Below are 17,050 nucleotides of genomic sequence, written 5' to 3'. Positions count from 1 at the left end.
GCGAAGTTTCTAAGTGGCGTAGTTTTTAAGCATGTAAATCCACAACAAACGCGAAAATCTGATGTTGAAAAAAGTCAGTGCGATCAACACGCCGGCAATGACCGGAAAAATCCGCAGGTCGAAAGTTTCAGAAAAAAACGGGCGTACAATAAAGTAAGTACCGATTCCCTGAATGACATTTAAGCCATAATTAACATACATGGCACCAAAGAAATAACCCGGTTCTTTTGAGAATTTGGTATTACAATGGCTGCAATAGTCGTTCATTTTTGGAAATCCGAAAGAAAATAGCGATTTGTCTTTAAAGACTTTTCCTTTATGACAATTCGGACATTCGTTTTTTAATAGGTGTACAATTGAAAGGGCCATTTTAAATTGTTTAAATGTTAATCAAAGTTACATAACTGAAGGTGATCGCTTATTTTTATATCTTCGCCAATAGTAGCACAATCAGGACATGATGAAAAAATATCCCATTTATGAAGTCGGCAGTTTTAAATGCAATGCGGAAAGCGGCGAATTTTATGTCAACACTTTTCAAAGTCATTTGCAAACACATAGTTTTGTGGAAGAACCGCACCGGCACAGTTCTTATTTGCTAGTGTTTTTTACGAAAGGCTCGGGCACGCATGAAATTGATTTTGATATGTATGAAATCCAGCCAGGAAGCTTATTCGTGCTGCAGCCTGGGCAAATCCACAACTGGAATCTGTCTGATGATATTGACGGATTTGTAGTGATTTATGCACAGGAAGTCTACGATTTGTATTTCGGACAGAAAAATGTTAAAGATTATCCGTTTTATATGTCCAATTCGAGCAAGCCCGAATGGCAACTGAATACCGACGAACAAAGGCAAATCTTACCGTATTTCGAAGCGATGATCATTGAAAATTCAATCAAAAATAAATTCAGCATAGACAAAATGCTGAATCTATTGGATTGCATCCACATTGAAATGGCAAGGAAATATGCCGTTTCTGAAATGCATGCGGCGCATTCGTATAATACAAAGATTAAGCAATTTGAAACGGAAATCGAAAGATATTTCAAACATGAAAAACTACCGTCGTTTTACGCGTCAAAACTCAGTATTACCTTAAAGCACCTGAACCGCATTAGCAATGAAATTCTCGGAAAAACGGCAACCAAAGTCGTTATAAACCGCGTGATTCTCGAAGCCAAACGCATGCTGACCGATAAAAATTTATCTGTTAATGAAGTGGCCGATGCGCTTGGTTACGACGATTATTCTTATTTTGCAAGGGTATTTAAAAAGCAAACCGGCTTGTCGCCAACGGCTTTCCGAATGTCCAAAAAATAACATTTCAATTCAAAATGACCGAAAAAGAAAAAATGCTTGCCGGCGAATCTTATTTTGCCAACGATAAAGAACTTACCGCTGATCGGCTTAAAGCCAAAAAACTGCTGCATAAATTAAACGTAACCGAATATGTGATGAACGGAAATTCACGCAATATTTTGCACCAATTGTTACCCAATTCTCACAAACACATGTACATCGAACCGCCGTTTCATTGCGATTACGGCTACAATATCGAAGCGGGCGAAAATGTTTATTTTAATGTGAATTGCGTCGTGCTCGATACGATGAAAATCAAAATTGGGTCGAATGTTTTTTTTGGGCCAGGCGCGCAGATTTATGCCGCGACACATCCGCTAAATGCCATTGAAAGGCGATCGACAGAATTTTCAAAACCCGTAACCATCGGCGATGATTGCTGGATTGGAGGAAATGCTGTTATTTGTCCGGGCGTCACTATTGGAAACCGTTGTACAATTGGAGCAGGTGCAGTCGTTACCAAAGACATTCCGGATGATTCATTAGCGGTTGGAAATCCGGCGAAAGTCATCCGGAATTTGCAAGAGTAGAATCCAGAGCCAAGACCAAAAACCATTAAGGAATTAACGTTCATTAAGTTTGATTTCCTTAATCTCTTAATGGTTTAAAAAATAAAAACTTAATATTTTAAAGTTACTAATGCAGCCGCAGCTTTAGCACGATTAACAACTTCTTCAATTGGCGTTTCCAAAGTGTCGTTTGTCAAAGCAACGCCCATTCTTCGATTAGATCGCGACGTTGGTTTTCCGAAAATCCGGAAATCGGTTTTTGGCAAAGCCGCAATATTTTCAATGCCAGAATAAGTTGGATTTTGTGAATTTTCAGTTGCTAAAATGACTGCGCTAGCCCCGGTTTTTTCGAGTCTGATCTCAAAAATCGGAAAGCTTAAAATCGCACGCAAATGCAATTCAAATTCGTTGAAGTTTTGTGTTCCCGCCAATGTCACCATTCCGGTATCATGCGGACGCGGAGACAATTCTGAAAAATACACGCCGTCGTCCGCAAGGAAAAATTCCACGCCAAACAGTCCTGCGCCGCCCAAAGCTTCGGTGACTTTTTCGGCCATGTCCTGCGCTTCAAACAAATCTTTATCAGAAATGATTGCGGGCTGCCAGCTTTCCTGGTAATCGCCGCGTTCCTGCCGGTGTCCGATTGGCGCACAGAATAATGTTGGATTGTTGTTTTGTGTGACGGTCAATAATGTGATTTCCGAGTTGAATTTGACGAATGCTTCTACGATGACTTCCACGACATCACCACGCGAACCTTCCACGGCGTAATTCCATGCTTTTTCAATGTCTGATTCAGATTTAATTGTGGATTGTCCTTTTCCCGATGACGACATTAATGGTTTTACGACACACGGAATGCCGACTTCTGAAACTGCTTTTTGCAATGCTGATGAAGTTGTAGCATAACGGTAATTCGCCGTTTTTAGTCCGAGTTCTTTAGCGGCCAGATCTCTAACCGCTTTGCGGTTCATGGTAAAATTAGCCGCTTTCGCAGATGGAACGACCGTGATGCCGCTTTTTTCGTAATCGTAAAAACGCTCGGTGCGGATCGCTTCGATTTCAGGAACGATAAAATCGGGTTTGTGTTTGGCCACGATTTTGTCGAGCGCGTCGCCGTCGAGCATGTTGATGACTTCAAAACCGTGTGCAACCTGCATCGCCGGGGCGTTTTCATAACTGTCGACTGCGATAACGGTTTGGCCAATGCGCTGGGCCGCGATGGCGAATTCTTTTCCGAGTTCGCCGGATCCGAGGAGTAATATTTTTGACATTGTTATTTTTTTTGAACCATTAAGGAATTAAGAAAAATTAAGATTGGACTTAATGAACCTTAACTCCTTAATGGTTGAAATTGTATTGGCGTGAGCGTTAAATTTGAAATTAAAGGAGGACAGTCAGTGGCTGTCAGGTATTTTTTAGTTTTTTACGTTTTGCGTTAAGGATAGCAGTGGAAATCTTTTTTGCTTTTCGGATGTTTCTTTTTTAGAAAAAGCTGATGGCAAAAAGATTGAAACGGATAGCCTGGCCCGCAGGGAGACGCCCAAATAAAAATAAAAAAAGCCCCAAATATTTCCGGGGCGTATGTTTTAAGCTAGTGCTTCTTTTATTCTTTTGATGGCTTCGGTCAGCAGGTCTTCGCTGGTCGCGTAGGACATTCTGATGCAGTCCGGGTTTCCGAATGCGTCGCCGGTAACTGTGGCAACGTTGGCTTCCGCAAGTAAATACATCGAGAAATCATCTGCATTTTTGATTTCGGTTCCTCTTAAGGTTTTTCCGAAATAAGAGGAAACGTCCGGGAAAACGTAAAATGCCCCTTCGGGAACATTAAGCTTGATTCCGGGAATTTCTTTCATTAATCCGACAACGAGATCACGTCTTTTGTGAAACGCTTCGACCATGTGGTTTAAGACTTTCGGATCGGCATCAACAGCAGTAATCGTGGCGCGTTGTGCAATTGAATTGGCGCCGCTCGTCACTTGGCCCTGCATTTTCGTACAGGCTTTTGCGATAAATTCCGGTGCGCCGATGTATCCGATTCTCCAGCCGGTCATGGCAAATGCTTTGGCTACGCCATTTACTGTAACGGTTTTTTCGAACATGCCAGGAATCGATGCAATGCTGCAGAATGTTCCGGAGAAATTGATGTGTTCGTAAATCTCGTCGGCAACGACAATAATATTTGGATGGTTTTCAAGGACTTTCGCCAATGCAGTCAACTCTTCGCGGCTGTAAACAGAACCGCTTGGATTACAGGGCGAGCTGTACCAGATCATTTTTGTTTTTGGTGTGATCGCTTTTTCGAGTTGCTCAGGCGTAATTTTGAAATCGCTTTCTACCGATGTTGGCACTTCAACCGGAACACCGCCTGAAAGTTTGATGATTTCGAAATAACTCACCCAATATGGCGCTGGCAATATGACTTCATCGCCGTCGTTCAGCATCACTTGTGCGATGTTGTATAACGATTGTTTGGCACCTGTAGACACGACGATGTTTGCAGGTTTGTAGTCTAAATTATTGTCTCTTTTGAATTTTCTTACAATGGCTTCTTTCAGTTCCATGTAACCGTCGACCGGCGTATACGTGCTATAATTTTCATCGATCGCTTTTTTTGCGGCTTCTTTGATGAAATCAGGCGTGTTGAAATCGGGTTCGCCAAGGCTTAAACTGATGATGTCTTTTCCCTGTGCTTTGAGTTCGCGTGCGAGGGCGGCCATAGCCAATGTTTGTGACGTAGACAGGTTGTTGATTCTGTCCGAAAGAAGGTGGTTCATGTATAAAAGTAGTTGTGTTAGATTCTTTTAAGCGGTCAGCGCCGGATTCATGCCAAGGTCGCGCAAATGTTTGAAATGGGCAATGACTGCGCCGCGCATGGTTTTGAATTCATGGTACGGCAGGTTGCATTCTTTTGCGGTTTCTTTGACGATTTCGGCAATTTTTGAATAATGCACGTGGCTGATATTTGGAAAAATATGGTGTTCGATCTGGTGGTTTAATCCGCCGGTGAACCAGTTGACGATCGCGTTTTTAGGCGCAAAATTGGCTGTGGTGTACAATTGGTGGATCGCCCAGGTATTTTCGATTTCGCCTTCCGCATTCGGGATTGGATTTGTCGTTTCATCAACCACGTGTGCCAATTGGAATACGATACTTAAAATCAAACCGGCGGTGTAATGCATGACGAAAAATCCGAGCAATACTTTCCACCAGGTAATTCCGATAACGATCGGCAAAACGATCCAGATTGAAACGTAAATCACTTTAGTAATGATCAAAGTCGTCCATAAAATTTTCGGGCTTTTGGCTTCACCGTAAGATAATTTTCTTTTGAGGTAACTTCTCATTTGTTTGAAATCGGTCGTCAAGGCCCAGTTAAACGTCAGCAATCCGTAAAGGAAAACCGAGTAATAATGCTGGAATTTGTGAAAACGGTGCCATTCGGCTTCCTGTGTAAAACGGATGATTCTTCCCGCATCAAGGTCTTCGTCGTGGCCATGAATATTTGTGTAAGTGTGGTGCAAAACATTGTGCTGCACCTGCCAGTTGTACACGTTTCCGGCAAGGACATAAATCGTTCCGCCCATGATTTTATTGATCCATGATTTGTTCGAATACGAACCGTGGTTTCCGTCGTGCATGACGTTCATTCCAATTCCGGCCATTCCGATTCCGATCACAACTGATAAAAGCAACATGACCCAAAATGGCATTTGCAAGGTCAATATCAAAAAATATGGCGTCAGGAAAACGGTGAATAAAATCACGGCTTTAAGGTGCAATTTCCAGTTTCCGGTGCGTTGGATGTTGTTGTCTTTAAAATAATTGTTCACGCGCGAATTCAGCGTCCTGAAAAATTTTAGGCTGTCCTGCTTCGAAAAAGTGGGAATTGTGGTATTCATATACATTCTAAATTAAGTGCTCAAAGATAGCATTATTGAGAGTTCAAACGCAAAAAAACGCGAAAAATTTCATCCAGAAAATGATTACTTTTGTCAAAAATTTGAGAATGGAAGAAATCCTTAAGCAATTCCCTAATCTGTCTGATGTTCAGAAACAACAGTTTGCAAAATTAGAAAGTTTATACCAAGACTGGAATGCGAAAATTAATGTGATCTCGCGAAAAGATATCGATGAATTGTATACCAAACACGTGCTGCATTCGCTGGCCATTGCCAAAGTGCAAAAGTTCGAGCCCGGAACTTATATTTTAGACGTTGGAACCGGGGGCGGTTTTCCCGGAATTCCGTTGGCGATCTTATTTCCGGAAACGCGGTTTTACTTAATTGATGTCATTCTGAAAAAAATCAATGTTGTTAAAGCTATTGCTGAAGCATTGGAACTCAAAAACGTCAAAGCAGAACAATTGCGCGCCGAAAACGTTAAAGGCGATTTCGATTTTATCGTCAGCCGTGCCGTAACAAACATGCCCGATTTTGTGAGTTGGATCAAAGGAAAGATCAAAAAACAAAACAAACACGAACTCAAAAACGGAATTTTATATCTAAAAGGCGGCGATTTATCAGAAGAATTAAAAGATTTTCCAAAAGCAACCGAATACCACATTTCTGAATTTTTCCCAGATGAATTTTTCGAAACTAAAAAAGTCGTGCATTTGCCGTTGAAGTTTGTGGCCAAGTAGTTTTAGAGTCGCAAAATCTCACAGTTACAAAGTTTCAGAGTTTACCTCTTTATCCATAAAAAAAGTCGCAAAGTTTCACGTTTTTAGGAAACTCTGCGACTCTGTAACTTTGCAACCCTGCACTAATTTTTAATAATCTTCTTGGCAAATGTCCCGCTGTCGGTCTTGATCTGGGCGAAATAAGTTCCTTTCTGCAACTGGCTTAAATCTAAAGTGTTTTCAATCGGATTTGATTCGATAATGATCCTTCCGTTTACGTCTACAATTTTCAAATTGCGGATAATTTCATTATTTTTCATTTGAATCGTAACAAAATCGGTTGCCGGATTTGGCGCAATACTAAAGCCGGAAACTTCGAAATCTGAAGTGTTCAATTGCGCTTCAAAAGATTCCAATGAGTCCGTCGTATAATCAATCTGCATCAAAGGCACATTAATGTTAGTATGTGTGCTTCTAAAAACAGGAACGCTCATTGGCGAACCATTTTTGTAATAACTGTAAGTCGTTTGCGTCACGGTGCCAACATTTGAAAAGAAAAGATAATCTAGTGAAATGGTCTGCGTTGTTTTTAAACGCGTAATGTGCGTAGCCGCAGGTGTTGAACCTACATTTACAGTTAATATTCCGTAAGCGTCGACTGCTGTAGTGGAATTTCCTGTAAACGAACCAGAATATCCGCCTGTGGCATTGTAAGTTCCCGATATTCCGTCGCTATTTGTAAAGCCGTAATTTAAAGGAAAATTGCCTAAAGTCGCGTTGTCTGTGTCGTAAATTAATTCGATCTGGGAAGTATTGGCGCCGGTAATCGAAACGGTTGTTCCCGAAGTCCTGGAAAAAATCTTATTAGAAAAATCGTCGCTGCCCAGTGTTGCCGTTGTCACAGTTACGGCTGTCGTATTTAAATATGTGACAAGTTCTTCGGCCGTAGGTGCGACGGTATGCACTTCAGAAGTGCCAACAGCCGTCAATTGGCTGAAATTCCAATTCATATTTGCGCCCGAAGTTTCCTGCACAAGCGGTACTGCCGATTGTACGACATTATAGGTGACCCGGTCCTGTGGCTGGTAGAAATTGTTGATTGGCGCTTGTGCAATTGCGCCTATCGTACAAAATATAAATAAGTTAAAAAGTAAAGTTTTTTTCATGTCAAGTATTTTAAATTCAGTCAAATGTAATAAAAAAGCCCGCAAATTTTATACGGGCTTTTGATGTAAATATTTTTTTATTCTCCCAAAAAAGGATAACGATAATCTTCCGGAGTCACAAAAGTTTCTTTAATAGTTCTTGCCGAAGCCCAACGCAGCAAGTTCATCGCCGATCCTGCCTTGTCATTCGTTCCCGATGCCCTTGCGCCGCCAAAAGGCTGCATGCCAACAACGGCTCCAGTTGGTTTGTCATTGATGTAAAAGTTTCCGGCCGCATTTTTCAACGCTTCTGTCGCTTCTGCAATCGCATAACGATCCTGGCTAAACACCGCGCCAGTCAATGCGTAAGGCGAAGTTTCATCAACCAGTTTTAACGTTTCTGCCCATTTTGCATCTTCATAAACGAAAATTGTCATCACCGGTCCGAACAATTCGGTTTCCATAGTTTTGTATTTCGGATTGGTCGTTACGATCACCGTCGGCTCAATAAAATAACCCACTGATTTGTCGTAATTTCCACCTACGATAATTTCTGCATCTGCATCATTTTTAGCCTGGTCGATATAACTGGCCAATTTGTCAAACGAACCTTCATGAATGACTGCTGTAATGAAATTCCCAAAATCTTCTGGAGAACCCATTTTCATCGATTTCACGTCAGTGATCAATTGCTCTTTGACCGCCGGCCACAAACTCTGCGGAATGTAAGCCCTCGAAGCCGCCGAACATTTCTGTCCCTGGAATTCAAAAGCGCCACGCGCAATTCCGGTGGCAACTTGTTTTACGTTCGCACTCGGATGCGCCACGATAAAATCCTTCCCGCCGGTTTCTCCAACGATCCTCGGATACGTTTTATATTTTAAAATGTTGTTTCCAATGGTTTTCCAGATGTCCTGAAACACATGTGTCGATCCCGTAAAATGGATGCCCGCAAAATCAGCATGCTCAAAAATCGTGTTGCTGATCATCGCCGCATCGCCAAAAACCACGTTGATCACGCCATCGGGAACACCAGCTTCCTTAAAAACATCAATAATCACTTTCGCCGAAAATACCTGGCTGTCGCTCGGTTTCCAAACCACAACATTTCCCATCATTGCCGCGCTCGCAGGCAAATTGGCCGCAATTGCTGTAAAGTTAAATGGCGTAATCGCATATACAAAACCTTCGAGCGGACGGTATTCTACTCGGTTCCACATATCCGAAGTCGATTTAGGCTGGTCGCCGTAAATCTGCGTCATGAATTCAACATTGAAACGCAAAAAGTCAATCAGCTCACAAGCCGCATCAATTTCTGCCTGAAAAATATTTTTCGATTGCCCAATCATGGTTGCCGCATTGATTCTTGCCCGGTAAGGTCCGGCAATCAACTCCGCAGCTTTCAGGAAAATCGCAGCGCGCTGTTCCCAAGGTAAATTCGCCCATGCATCTTTCGAAGCTAACGCATTTTCAATCGCTTGATCTATGTGTTTTTTCTCGGCCAAATGATAGGTTCCAACGACATGTTTGTGGTCGTGAGGTGCCGTAATGTTTTTCGTGTTTCCGGTTTTAATTTCGTCGCTGCCAATGTACAACGGAACTTCGATTTTCGAATCCCACATCGCTTTGTAAGCAGCCAAAACGCTGTCTTTTTCGGGGCTTCCGGGTTTATAAGATTTTACGGGTTCATTGACCGCTTTTGGCACGTGAAAAAATCCTTTAAGCATCGTATGTTGATTTTAAATGTTTGACAATTATATAATTAAGCGTTCCGAAAATCGGCATTGATTTAACGGTATGCAAAAATACAAATGTTGTTTTGAATATATGATAATGAAACGATAAAAAAGATTCAGGTGCCGTTTGTATTTTTGTGTCAATAAAAAAAAGGCTTGAATGACTCAAGCCTCTTTTAAATAAAATTCTATCTATTTCTTATTGTGGTTTTACGACTGTATTCATTTGAAGCGTCACGGCAGTCTGGGCGAGCATTTGGCCGTTTATGGAAGCGGCTGTTTTGAGATTGATTCCAGATCCGCCAAGGATAATGCCTTCAAAATGACTGGTGGTTCCCAGTGTTACTGCATCGGCAACTTGCCAGTAAATGTTTTTTGCCTGTACGCCACCAATCAAAGTGACATTTACAGCAGAACTTACATCTAATGTGCCATCGACCTGAAAGATGAAAATATCATTTGGGCTTCCTGAAATGCTAATGTCGGTTGGAATAAGCAATGCGCTCGTCCATTTATACAATCCCGGAGTGAGTGTTCGTCCGCCAATATCACCAGCGCCAAGGTTCAGGAAATCTGGATTGATCCTTCCCGCGACATTCGTGTATGCTGTTTGCATGTCGCCTATTGCAGCGGTCAATCTCGTGGCATTGGTTATTTTACAGGCTGGTCCTGCCGCATCGACTGTATAGATATTTCCGGTAACTTCAACACATTCCAGCAACACTGCTGCACCTGTTATTGGACTAGATCCAATATCTCCGGTGACATCCGACTGGAACACGTTTGTTATTCCGGTTTTGGATAGGATTACAAAATCACCTGCAAGGCCTAAATTAACTTCGGACGAATTTTTTGAATTGAATTTTTTTGTTTGTGCCTGATTTTCATTGGCAGATGGAACAACAGTACTTTGATCGTTGCTGCAACTTGAAAGGAAAGCCATCAGTAACAACGGGGCGGTTGCAATACTTTTTCTAAATTTCATAAGGTGTAGGTTTAGGTCGTGAAAGAATTTTCACTAAGTAAAGGTGCTTTTAATTAAACAGGCAATCCGATTCTAGGTCACAATTGTGATGCAATTAACGCGCTGTTAAATAACGGTTTAGATGCAATAAATTTAGGTTTTTTGCAATAAAATTTCGAAAACAAGTCATTTGATTCAGGATAAACTTGTAAATCTATCGCTTAATTATATAAAGATCTCCTTGTAACTTTATGAAAATATATTTTTAATGAAAATCCCACTCTTGGCTTTTAACGACAAAGGAATTTACTGCCATCAGGCAGATGTTTATCTAGATCCGTGGCGGCCGGTCACAAACGCGATCATCACGCACGGCCACGCCGACCATTCGCGTTGGGGCCATAAAAATTACATCACGCACCATACAAACGTACCAATCATTAAACACCGGTTGGGCGACATCAACGTCACCGGAAAAGACTGGAACGAAACTTTTACAATCAATGGTGTCAAATTTTCACTGCATCCGGCTGGGCATATCATTGGAAGCGCACAAATCCGTGTCGAATACAAAGGTGAAGTCTGGGTGTTTACCGGCGATTATAAAACCGAAGACGATGGGATTTCCGTTCCATACGAACCTGTAAAATGCCACACTTTCATCACGGAAAATACTTTCGGATTGCCGGCTTTCAACTGGATTCCGCAAACCGAAGTCATGACCGACATCAACAATTGGTGGGCAGAAAACAAGGCAGAAGGAAAAACGTCGATTTTATTTGGCTACACTTTAGGTAAAGCGCAACGGCTTTTGAAATATTTGGACACGAGCAATGGCAAAATATTCACCCATGGCGCCGTAGAAAATATGACAAATGTTTTGCGTCCGATGGTCGATTTTCCACCAACAACTTTAATCACACGCGATACGAAAAAAGAAGAATTTCCCGGAAATATTGTACTCGCGCCTCCAAGCGCACACGGCAGCATCTGGATTAGAAAGATGACGCCATTTGTAACCGGATCGGCGAGTGGCTGGATGGCTTTTCGCGGTGCCAGAAGACGACGCGCTATTGACAAAGGTTTTGTTTTGAGCGATCATTGCGACTGGTACGGATTACTTGACAGTATCAAAGCTACGGGTGCAGAAAAGATCATCTGCACACACGGTTATTCCGATGTTTTTTCAAAATATCTGCGCGAAATCGGTTATGATGCGCGTACAGAACATACTCAGTACGAAGGCGATGAAGGCGAAACCGCAGAAACCGACAAAGCCGAACTCGAACAAGGAAATGAAGACGCCGCATGAAAAATTTCGCCGAACTCATCAAAGCCCTCGACAGCTCCAACAAAACGTCAGTAAAAGTAAACGCACTGACCGACTATTTCCGTCGCGCTTCGCCTGAAGATAAAGTCTGGACAATCGCGATCTTGTCACACCGCCGGCCACCACGCCCGGTCAATACGACTTTGTTGCGGCTTTGGGCCAATGAACTGGCAAATATTCCGCTTTGGCTGTTCGAGGAAAGCTATCATATCGTGGGCGATCTCGCAGAAACCATCGCGCTCATTATTCCAACCACAAAAGAACATTCTGACAAAAGCCTGACCGAATTCCTGCAGGAAATGATCGCACTCAAAAAGAAATCTGATGATGAAAAACGCGAATATCTGAGAACCAACTGGCTCGCGCTGAATTATTACGAACGCTTCGTTTTTACCAAATTAATTACCGGAAGTTTCCGCATCGGCGTAAGTCAGAAACTGATGACGCGCGCACTTTCAAAAGCCGAAGGTGTCGATGAAGATTTGCTGGCTTACAAGTTAATGGGCGACTGGAATCCCGATAAAATCTCCTTTCAGGAATTGATCCTGGACGAAAAAAGCAGCGATTATTTGTCAAAACCATTTCCGTTTTATTTGGCTTACCCGATAGAGGGCGAAGTTTCAGCCCTTGGAAATCCCGAAGACTGGAGCATCGAACACAAATGGGACGGAATCCGTTCGCAAACGATCATCCGTGACGACAAAATATACGTTTGGAGCCGCGGCGAGGAATTGGTAACGGATAAGTATCCGGAATTTCATGCGTTCGTCGGGATTATTCCAAACGGAACAGTAATCGACGGAGAAATTCTTCCATTTCCGGAAGGTCAAATCGGAACTTTTAACGATCTGCAAACCAGGATCGGGCGCAAAACCGTTTCGGCTGCATTGCTCGCTAAAACCCCGGTCATCATTAAAGCGTATGATTTATTGGAATGGGAAGGAAATGACATCCGAAATTTGCCGTATGACCAGCGCCGCGATTTGCTCGAAAAATTATACGAAACCGTTAAAAATTCGAATCTCTCGTTACAGATTTCAGAGCGTGTAAATTTAAAATCCTGGGAAGATGTGACGACTGAAAGAATGCGTGCGCGCGAAATGAAATCAGAAGGTTTGATGCTGAAACGCCGCGATTCTGCCTATCAGGTTGGACGCAAAAAAGGCGATTGGTGGAAATGGAAAATTGAACCACTGGTCATTGATGCTGTTTTGACATATGCGATGCGAGGTTCGGGCCGGCGTGCGAATTTATTTACTGATTACACTTTTGCACTCTGGCAGGACAATGAAAATGGGGAACGCGAATTGGTCACTTTCGCAAAAGCGTATTCTGGTTTAACCGATGCCGAGTTTCGCAAAGTTGACGATTGGATCAAGAAACACACTCTCGAACGTTTCGGGCCGGTTCGAAGTGTCACACCACAGCTGGTTTTCGAAATTGGATTTGAAGGAATTGCGTTTTCCAAGCGTCACAAGAGTGGCGTCGCAACACGATTTCCGCGGATTTTAAGATGGCGGCATGATAAGAAAATCGAAGAAGCCAATTCTATCGAAGACATCAAAAATATGATTTCTTCAAATACAGAAAATTAACCATTAAGAATATAGAGTTATTAAGCTTAACTTTTCTTAATCTCTTAATGGTTAAAAAATAGTCTTATAAGGTAAAGAAAATTAAACCATTAAGTGCATTAAGGCCATTAAGTCGCGCAACCTTAATGTACTTAATGGTTCAAAAAAATAAACTTTTTAATGAACAGAACCCAACTTTTCAACATCGCAGATAACTGGTTTAAAAACCAGGGCTGGAAATCCTTTCCGTTTCAAAAAGAGACCTGGACGGCGTTTCTGCAGGGAAAAAACGGGCTGTTGAATGCGCCAACGGGCAGCGGAAAAACCTATGCACTCTGGATTCCGATCGTACTCGATTACATCAAAAACAATCCGGATTATGAAACCAAACATAAGCCCGGACTCAAAGCGATCTGGATTACGCCGTTGCGCGCACTGTCGGTAGAAATTAAACAAGCTGCCGAACGCGTCGTCAATGATCTGGGTGCCCAAATGACTGTTGGCATCCGCAGCGGCGATACATCAAATGCGGAACGTGCGAAGCAAAGCCGTAAAATGCCCGATTTGCTGATCACAACGCCAGAAAGTTTGCAACTGTTATTGGCCTCAAAAGGCTACGATAAAACCTTTGAAGATTGCCGTGCGATTGTCATTGACGAATGGCATGAATTGCTGGGTACGAAACGCGGTGTGCAAATGGAACTGGCATTGTCGCGGTTAAAGACGATTGCTCCGAACATGCGGATTTGGGGCATTTCTGCAACGATCGGAAATTTGCAACAAGCCAAAGAAGTATTACTCGGAATGGGTTCGGAAGCCTATGAAAATTCAATTTTGATCCATGCGAATATCGACAAAAAAATAAAAGTGCTTTCGATCATTCCTGAAAAAATGGAAGCGTATCCCTGGCGCGGGCACATGGGTTTGCACCTGATTGACGAAGCAGCGGCAATCGTCAGAAAAAGCAAAACGACTTTGATCTTTACGAATGTCAGATCTGCTTGTGAAATCTGGTTTCAGCGGTTGCTTGAAAAATATCCGGAATTTGCAGGAGAAATGGCAATGCACCATGGAAGCATCAATCGGGAAACGCGGCTTTGGGTGGAAGAAGCGATCCGGAATGAAGAATTAAAAGTTGTGGTTTGTACGTCAAGTTTGGACTTAGGTGTTGATTTTGCACCAGTCGAAAGCATCATACAAGTTGGCGGCCCAAAAGGCGTTGCGAGATTTATGCAAAGAGCGGGCAGGAGTGGGCATCAACCCGGAAAAGAAAGCGTCATTCATTTTTTAGCAACGCATGCTATGGAACTCATCGAAGCATCGGCATTGAAAAAAGCAGTGGCGGAAACAGTAGTTGAAGACCGGATTCCGTATTTAAATTCGTGGGATGTTTTGGTGCAATATCTCAATACGCTGGCGGTTTCCGATGGGTTTTTTCCGGATGAGATTTTCAATGAAGTCAAAGGAACTTTTTGCTATCAGGCGATGACCGAAGACAACTGGAACTGGATACTGAATTTTATCACCAAAGGCAGCCAGAGTTTGCAGGCTTATGATGAATATAAAAAAGTTGATATTGAACCCAACGGTTTGTTTAAGATCAACAGTCGATTGATCGCAATGCACCACAGAATGCAAATTGGGACGATTGTGGGCGATGCGACTTTACAGGTCAAATTCCTTAGCGGCGGTTATCTCGGAAGCATCGAAGAATGGTTTATTTCGAAAATGAAACCCGGTGATGCGTTTACTTTTGGCGGAAAAAAACTCGAATTGTACCAGGTAAAAAACATGCAGGTTCTGGTTAAAAAAGCCGATCCGTCAAAAAAATCAAGATTGGTCAGCTGGATGGGCGGGCGTATGTCGTTTTCGGCACAAATGAGCGAAATGCTGCGACAGGAAATGTATACGGCAAATACCGAAAATTTAACGCCCGAACTCAAAGCGCTTGCGCCGATGTTTAAAAGACAACGAAAAGAATCGATTGTGCCAGGTTCGCACCAGTTTTTAATAGAAACATTTAAAACACGAGAAGGTTTTCATGCGATTTTTTATCCGTTTGAAGGAAGATTTGTACATGAAGCTTTGGCGAGTTTATTGGCTTTTAGGATTAGTTTGCTGACACCGATTTCGTTTTCACTGGCTTATAATGATTACGGATTTGAATTGCTGTCTGATCAGGAAATTGACATGCAAAGCGTCATTGACAACAATTTATTTTCAACTGAATATGTCCATTCGGATTTGCAAAGAAGCTTGAACGCAACAGAAATGGCACGACGAAAATTCCGCGACATTGCCGTGATTGCCGGATTGGTTTTCACCGGATTTCCCGGAAAAATGATCAAAACCAAACACCTGCAAAGCGGCTCACAATTGATTTTTGAAGTCTTTCGGGATTACGAACCCGATAATTTATTATTCCAGCAAGCCTATCGCGAAACTTTTGAACATCAATTGGAAGAAGGCCGTTTGATCCAATCGTTGGAACGGATCAAAAACCAGGAAATCGTCTGGAAGCAGGCTCAAAAACCAACGCCATTCAGTTTTCCGATTATCACTGATCGACTGCGCGAAAAACTCAGCAGCGAAACTTTGGCCGAAAGGATCAAAAAAATGACCGCCTCTTATATGAAAAACGAAAAATGACCGTCACGATCTCCATACAAAACCACACTTTTATTTTGCATCCGACAGGTGCTGTGTTCTGGACAAACAAAAGCATTTTACTGATCTCGGATGTCCATCTCGGTAAAGTCATGCATTTCAGAAAGCACGGTGTCGCAGTTCCGGAAAGTGCAGTGTCTAAAAATTTCGATCAGATGAATGCTGCTTTGGATTATTTTGATCCCGAAACGGTTATTTTTCTCGGTGATTTATTCCACAGTAAAAAAAATACCGAATGGCAATTGTTTGAAAAATGGGTTTCTGAAACAACATCTAAAATTATTCTCGTTGCTGGAAATCACGATGTTATCGATAAGAAGCATTACCAGAAATTGGAAATCGAAATTTACAGTGAAATTGCAACAAATGGGTTTTTACTCACGCATCATCCCGAAGAACGCGACCATTTTTTTAATTTTTCTGGACACATTCACCCAGCTGTAAAAATGCGCGGCATAGGACGGCAATCTTTAAAACTACCCTGTTTCTTTAAAAAGCCAAAACAAATGATCCTGCCTGCATTTGGGGAATTTACCGGAACATATTTTTTAATCCCTACCGAACACGATTGTGTCTATGCAATTGCAAATGATGAAGTGATTGTGGTTTGTTAATTGAGTGCGAAAGGTGCGCTGAGCCTGAATGTTGGCACAATGACCTTAAAGCTTTTCGTTGAGGTAAAATTCACCATATTAAAAAATCCGCGCATCGATCCGAATGGGGAAGCAAGCAAACAACCTGAGCTGTAAGTGTGTGCTTCACCTGGTTTCAATACCGGTTTTTTTCCAATTACACCTTCGCCATCAACGGTTTCTTTGTCGTTTAACGAGTCGAAAATTTCCCAGTGGCGCGTCGTTAATTGTACCGAATCCTTACTGTGGTTTTCAATCGTGATCTCGTAACTAAAGGCAAAATGGATCTTGTGGTTCTTGAAGTAAGTGCCTTCAAAAGCCGTCAGGACCGAAATTTTTATGCCTCTTGTGATCTGTGAAACCATGGTGATTTTTTAAAATCTGAAGTCAAATTTACAAAAATTAGACTTTGGAACGTGTTTTTAATATTAAATTTTATGATTATCAAGAAGTTTGCGACAATGGTTTTTTTGATAAGAAAATTTTAAGTACAATTTCAGATGTGCGAT

At 42.2% G+C, this 17,050-nt stretch carries 15 protein-coding genes; 7 read left to right on the top strand and 8 right to left on the bottom strand.

The genetic code is table 11. The annotated features are described in order from the left end of the window. Window positions 1-9: 9 nt before the first annotated feature. Window positions 10-369, bottom strand: coding sequence for a PolC-type DNA polymerase III domain-containing protein (locus BLS32_RS01115; RefSeq protein WP_091391472.1), 360 nt, complete (start codon window positions 367-369; stop codon window positions 10-12). 88 nt (window positions 370-457) lie between these two features. Here BLS32_RS01115 and BLS32_RS01110 point away from each other — a divergent pair, with 88 nt between their 5' ends. After that, the gene (locus BLS32_RS01110; protein ID WP_245699295.1) at window positions 458-1,324 is read left to right on the top strand and encodes an AraC family transcriptional regulator; all 867 of its coding nucleotides are present in this window, start codon (window positions 458-460) and stop codon (window positions 1,322-1,324) included. Between the two features lie 14 nt (window positions 1,325-1,338). After that, window positions 1,339-1,893, top strand: a complete 555-nt coding sequence (locus BLS32_RS01105; RefSeq protein WP_091391470.1) for a sugar O-acetyltransferase — start codon at window positions 1,339-1,341, stop codon at window positions 1,891-1,893. 89 nt (window positions 1,894-1,982) lie between these two features. Here the strand turns inward: BLS32_RS01105 and purT are convergent, their stop codons facing one another. The 3 genes from purT to BLS32_RS01090 form a co-directional block, all read right to left on the bottom strand. Beyond that, a complete protein-coding gene (gene purT / locus BLS32_RS01100; RefSeq protein WP_091391469.1) occupies window positions 1,983-3,146 on the bottom strand; it encodes a formate-dependent phosphoribosylglycinamide formyltransferase in 1,164 nt (387 codons plus the stop codon). Between the two features lie 315 nt (window positions 3,147-3,461). Further along, complete coding sequence (locus BLS32_RS01095) at window positions 3,462-4,649, bottom strand: pyridoxal phosphate-dependent aminotransferase (protein WP_091391468.1); 1,188 nt, start codon at window positions 4,647-4,649, stop codon at window positions 3,462-3,464. A gap of 27 nt (window positions 4,650-4,676) precedes the next feature. Continuing rightward, the gene (locus BLS32_RS01090; protein ID WP_091391467.1) at window positions 4,677-5,774 is read right to left on the bottom strand and encodes a fatty acid desaturase family protein; all 1,098 of its coding nucleotides are present in this window, start codon (window positions 5,772-5,774) and stop codon (window positions 4,677-4,679) included. Window positions 5,775-5,881: 107 nt separating this feature from the next. Here BLS32_RS01090 and rsmG point away from each other — a divergent pair, with 107 nt between their 5' ends. Continuing rightward, window positions 5,882-6,514, top strand: coding sequence for a 16S rRNA (guanine(527)-N(7))-methyltransferase RsmG (rsmG, locus tag BLS32_RS01085; protein WP_091392326.1), 633 nt, complete (start codon window positions 5,882-5,884; stop codon window positions 6,512-6,514). A gap of 122 nt (window positions 6,515-6,636) precedes the next feature. Here rsmG and BLS32_RS01080 read toward each other — a convergent pair whose 3' ends face one another. The 3 genes from BLS32_RS01080 to BLS32_RS01065 form a co-directional block, all read right to left on the bottom strand. After that, the gene (locus tag BLS32_RS01080) at window positions 6,637-7,659 is read right to left on the bottom strand and encodes a T9SS type A sorting domain-containing protein (RefSeq protein WP_091391466.1); all 1,023 of its coding nucleotides are present in this window, start codon (window positions 7,657-7,659) and stop codon (window positions 6,637-6,639) included. A gap of 77 nt (window positions 7,660-7,736) precedes the next feature. Beyond that, complete coding sequence (gene pruA, locus BLS32_RS01075; RefSeq protein ID WP_091391465.1) at window positions 7,737-9,365, bottom strand: L-glutamate gamma-semialdehyde dehydrogenase; 1,629 nt, start codon at window positions 9,363-9,365, stop codon at window positions 7,737-7,739. A 208-nt stretch (window positions 9,366-9,573) separates the two neighbouring features. Then, window positions 9,574-10,359 carry an ice-binding protein gene (locus tag BLS32_RS01065; protein ID WP_091391463.1) on the bottom strand — a complete coding sequence of 262 codons (786 nt, stop codon included), beginning with the start codon at window positions 10,357-10,359 and terminating at the stop codon, window positions 9,574-9,576. A gap of 247 nt (window positions 10,360-10,606) precedes the next feature. Between BLS32_RS01065 and BLS32_RS01060 the strand changes: the two genes are divergently transcribed. The 4 genes from BLS32_RS01060 to pdeM all read left to right on the top strand — a co-directional run bounded on the left by BLS32_RS01060 (window position 10,607) and on the right by pdeM (window position 16,523). Continuing rightward, entirely contained in the window at window positions 10,607-11,650 is a 1,044-nt protein-coding gene (locus BLS32_RS01060; protein ID WP_091391462.1) for a ligase-associated DNA damage response exonuclease, read from the top strand. Beyond that, window positions 11,647-13,263: an ATP-dependent DNA ligase gene (locus tag BLS32_RS01055; protein ID WP_091391461.1), complete on the top strand. Its 1,617-nt coding sequence runs from the start codon at window positions 11,647-11,649 to the stop codon at window positions 13,261-13,263. The genes BLS32_RS01060 and BLS32_RS01055 overlap by 4 nt, the downstream gene beginning before the upstream one ends. A 159-nt stretch (window positions 13,264-13,422) precedes the next feature. After that, window positions 13,423-15,891 (top strand): ligase-associated DNA damage response DEXH box helicase, encoded by a 2,469-nt coding sequence (locus BLS32_RS01050; RefSeq protein WP_091391460.1) that lies wholly within the window; start codon window positions 13,423-13,425, stop codon window positions 15,889-15,891. Further along, window positions 15,888-16,523, top strand: coding sequence for a ligase-associated DNA damage response endonuclease PdeM (gene pdeM, locus BLS32_RS01045; RefSeq protein WP_091391459.1), 636 nt, complete (start codon window positions 15,888-15,890; stop codon window positions 16,521-16,523). Before BLS32_RS01050 ends, pdeM begins: the two co-directional genes overlap by 4 nt. Here pdeM and apaG read toward each other — a convergent pair. Beyond that, window positions 16,520-16,906 carry a Co2+/Mg2+ efflux protein ApaG gene (gene apaG, locus BLS32_RS01040; RefSeq protein ID WP_091391458.1) on the bottom strand — a complete coding sequence of 129 codons (387 nt, stop codon included), beginning with the start codon at window positions 16,904-16,906 and terminating at the stop codon, window positions 16,520-16,522. The two genes, pdeM and apaG, sit on opposite strands and share 4 nt — an antisense overlap. Between the last annotated feature and the right edge of the window lie 144 nt (window positions 16,907-17,050).

Source organism: Flavobacterium noncentrifugens, assembly GCF_900100375.1.
Classification (GTDB): Bacteria; Bacteroidota; Bacteroidia; order Flavobacteriales; family Flavobacteriaceae; genus Flavobacterium; species Flavobacterium noncentrifugens.
This window is presented reverse-complemented; position numbering and strand designations above follow the sequence as displayed.

Excerpts from the sequence above, each read along its gene's own strand:
- pruA (WP_091391465.1), bottom strand. The coding sequence starts at position 9,365 with ATGCTTAAAGGATTTTTTCACGTGCCAAAAGCGGTCAATGAACCCGTA.
- purT (WP_091391469.1), bottom strand. The coding sequence starts at position 3,146 with ATGTCAAAAATATTACTCCTCGGATCCGGCGAACTCGGAAAAGAATTC.
- BLS32_RS01065 (WP_091391463.1), bottom strand. The coding sequence starts at position 10,359 with ATGAAATTTAGAAAAAGTATTGCAACCGCCCCGTTGTTACTGATGGCT.
- apaG (WP_091391458.1), bottom strand. The coding sequence starts at position 16,906 with ATGGTTTCACAGATCACAAGAGGCATAAAAATTTCGGTCCTGACGGCT.
- BLS32_RS01090 (WP_091391467.1), bottom strand. The coding sequence starts at position 5,774 with ATGAATACCACAATTCCCACTTTTTCGAAGCAGGACAGCCTAAAATTT.
- pdeM (WP_091391459.1), top strand. The coding sequence starts at position 15,888 with ATGACCGTCACGATCTCCATACAAAACCACACTTTTATTTTGCATCCG.
- rsmG (WP_091392326.1), top strand. The coding sequence starts at position 5,882 with ATGGAAGAAATCCTTAAGCAATTCCCTAATCTGTCTGATGTTCAGAAA.
- BLS32_RS01110 (WP_245699295.1), top strand. The coding sequence starts at position 458 with ATGATGAAAAAATATCCCATTTATGAAGTCGGCAGTTTTAAATGCAAT.
- BLS32_RS01095 (WP_091391468.1), bottom strand. The coding sequence starts at position 4,649 with ATGAACCACCTTCTTTCGGACAGAATCAACAACCTGTCTACGTCACAA.
- BLS32_RS01115 (WP_091391472.1), bottom strand. The coding sequence starts at position 369 with ATGGCCCTTTCAATTGTACACCTATTAAAAAACGAATGTCCGAATTGT.
- BLS32_RS01060 (WP_091391462.1), top strand. The coding sequence starts at position 10,607 with ATGAAAATCCCACTCTTGGCTTTTAACGACAAAGGAATTTACTGCCAT.
- BLS32_RS01080 (WP_091391466.1), bottom strand. The coding sequence starts at position 7,659 with ATGAAAAAAACTTTACTTTTTAACTTATTTATATTTTGTACGATAGGC.
- BLS32_RS01105 (WP_091391470.1), top strand. The coding sequence starts at position 1,339 with ATGACCGAAAAAGAAAAAATGCTTGCCGGCGAATCTTATTTTGCCAAC.
- BLS32_RS01050 (WP_091391460.1), top strand. The coding sequence starts at position 13,423 with ATGAACAGAACCCAACTTTTCAACATCGCAGATAACTGGTTTAAAAAC.
- BLS32_RS01055 (WP_091391461.1), top strand. The coding sequence starts at position 11,647 with ATGAAAAATTTCGCCGAACTCATCAAAGCCCTCGACAGCTCCAACAAA.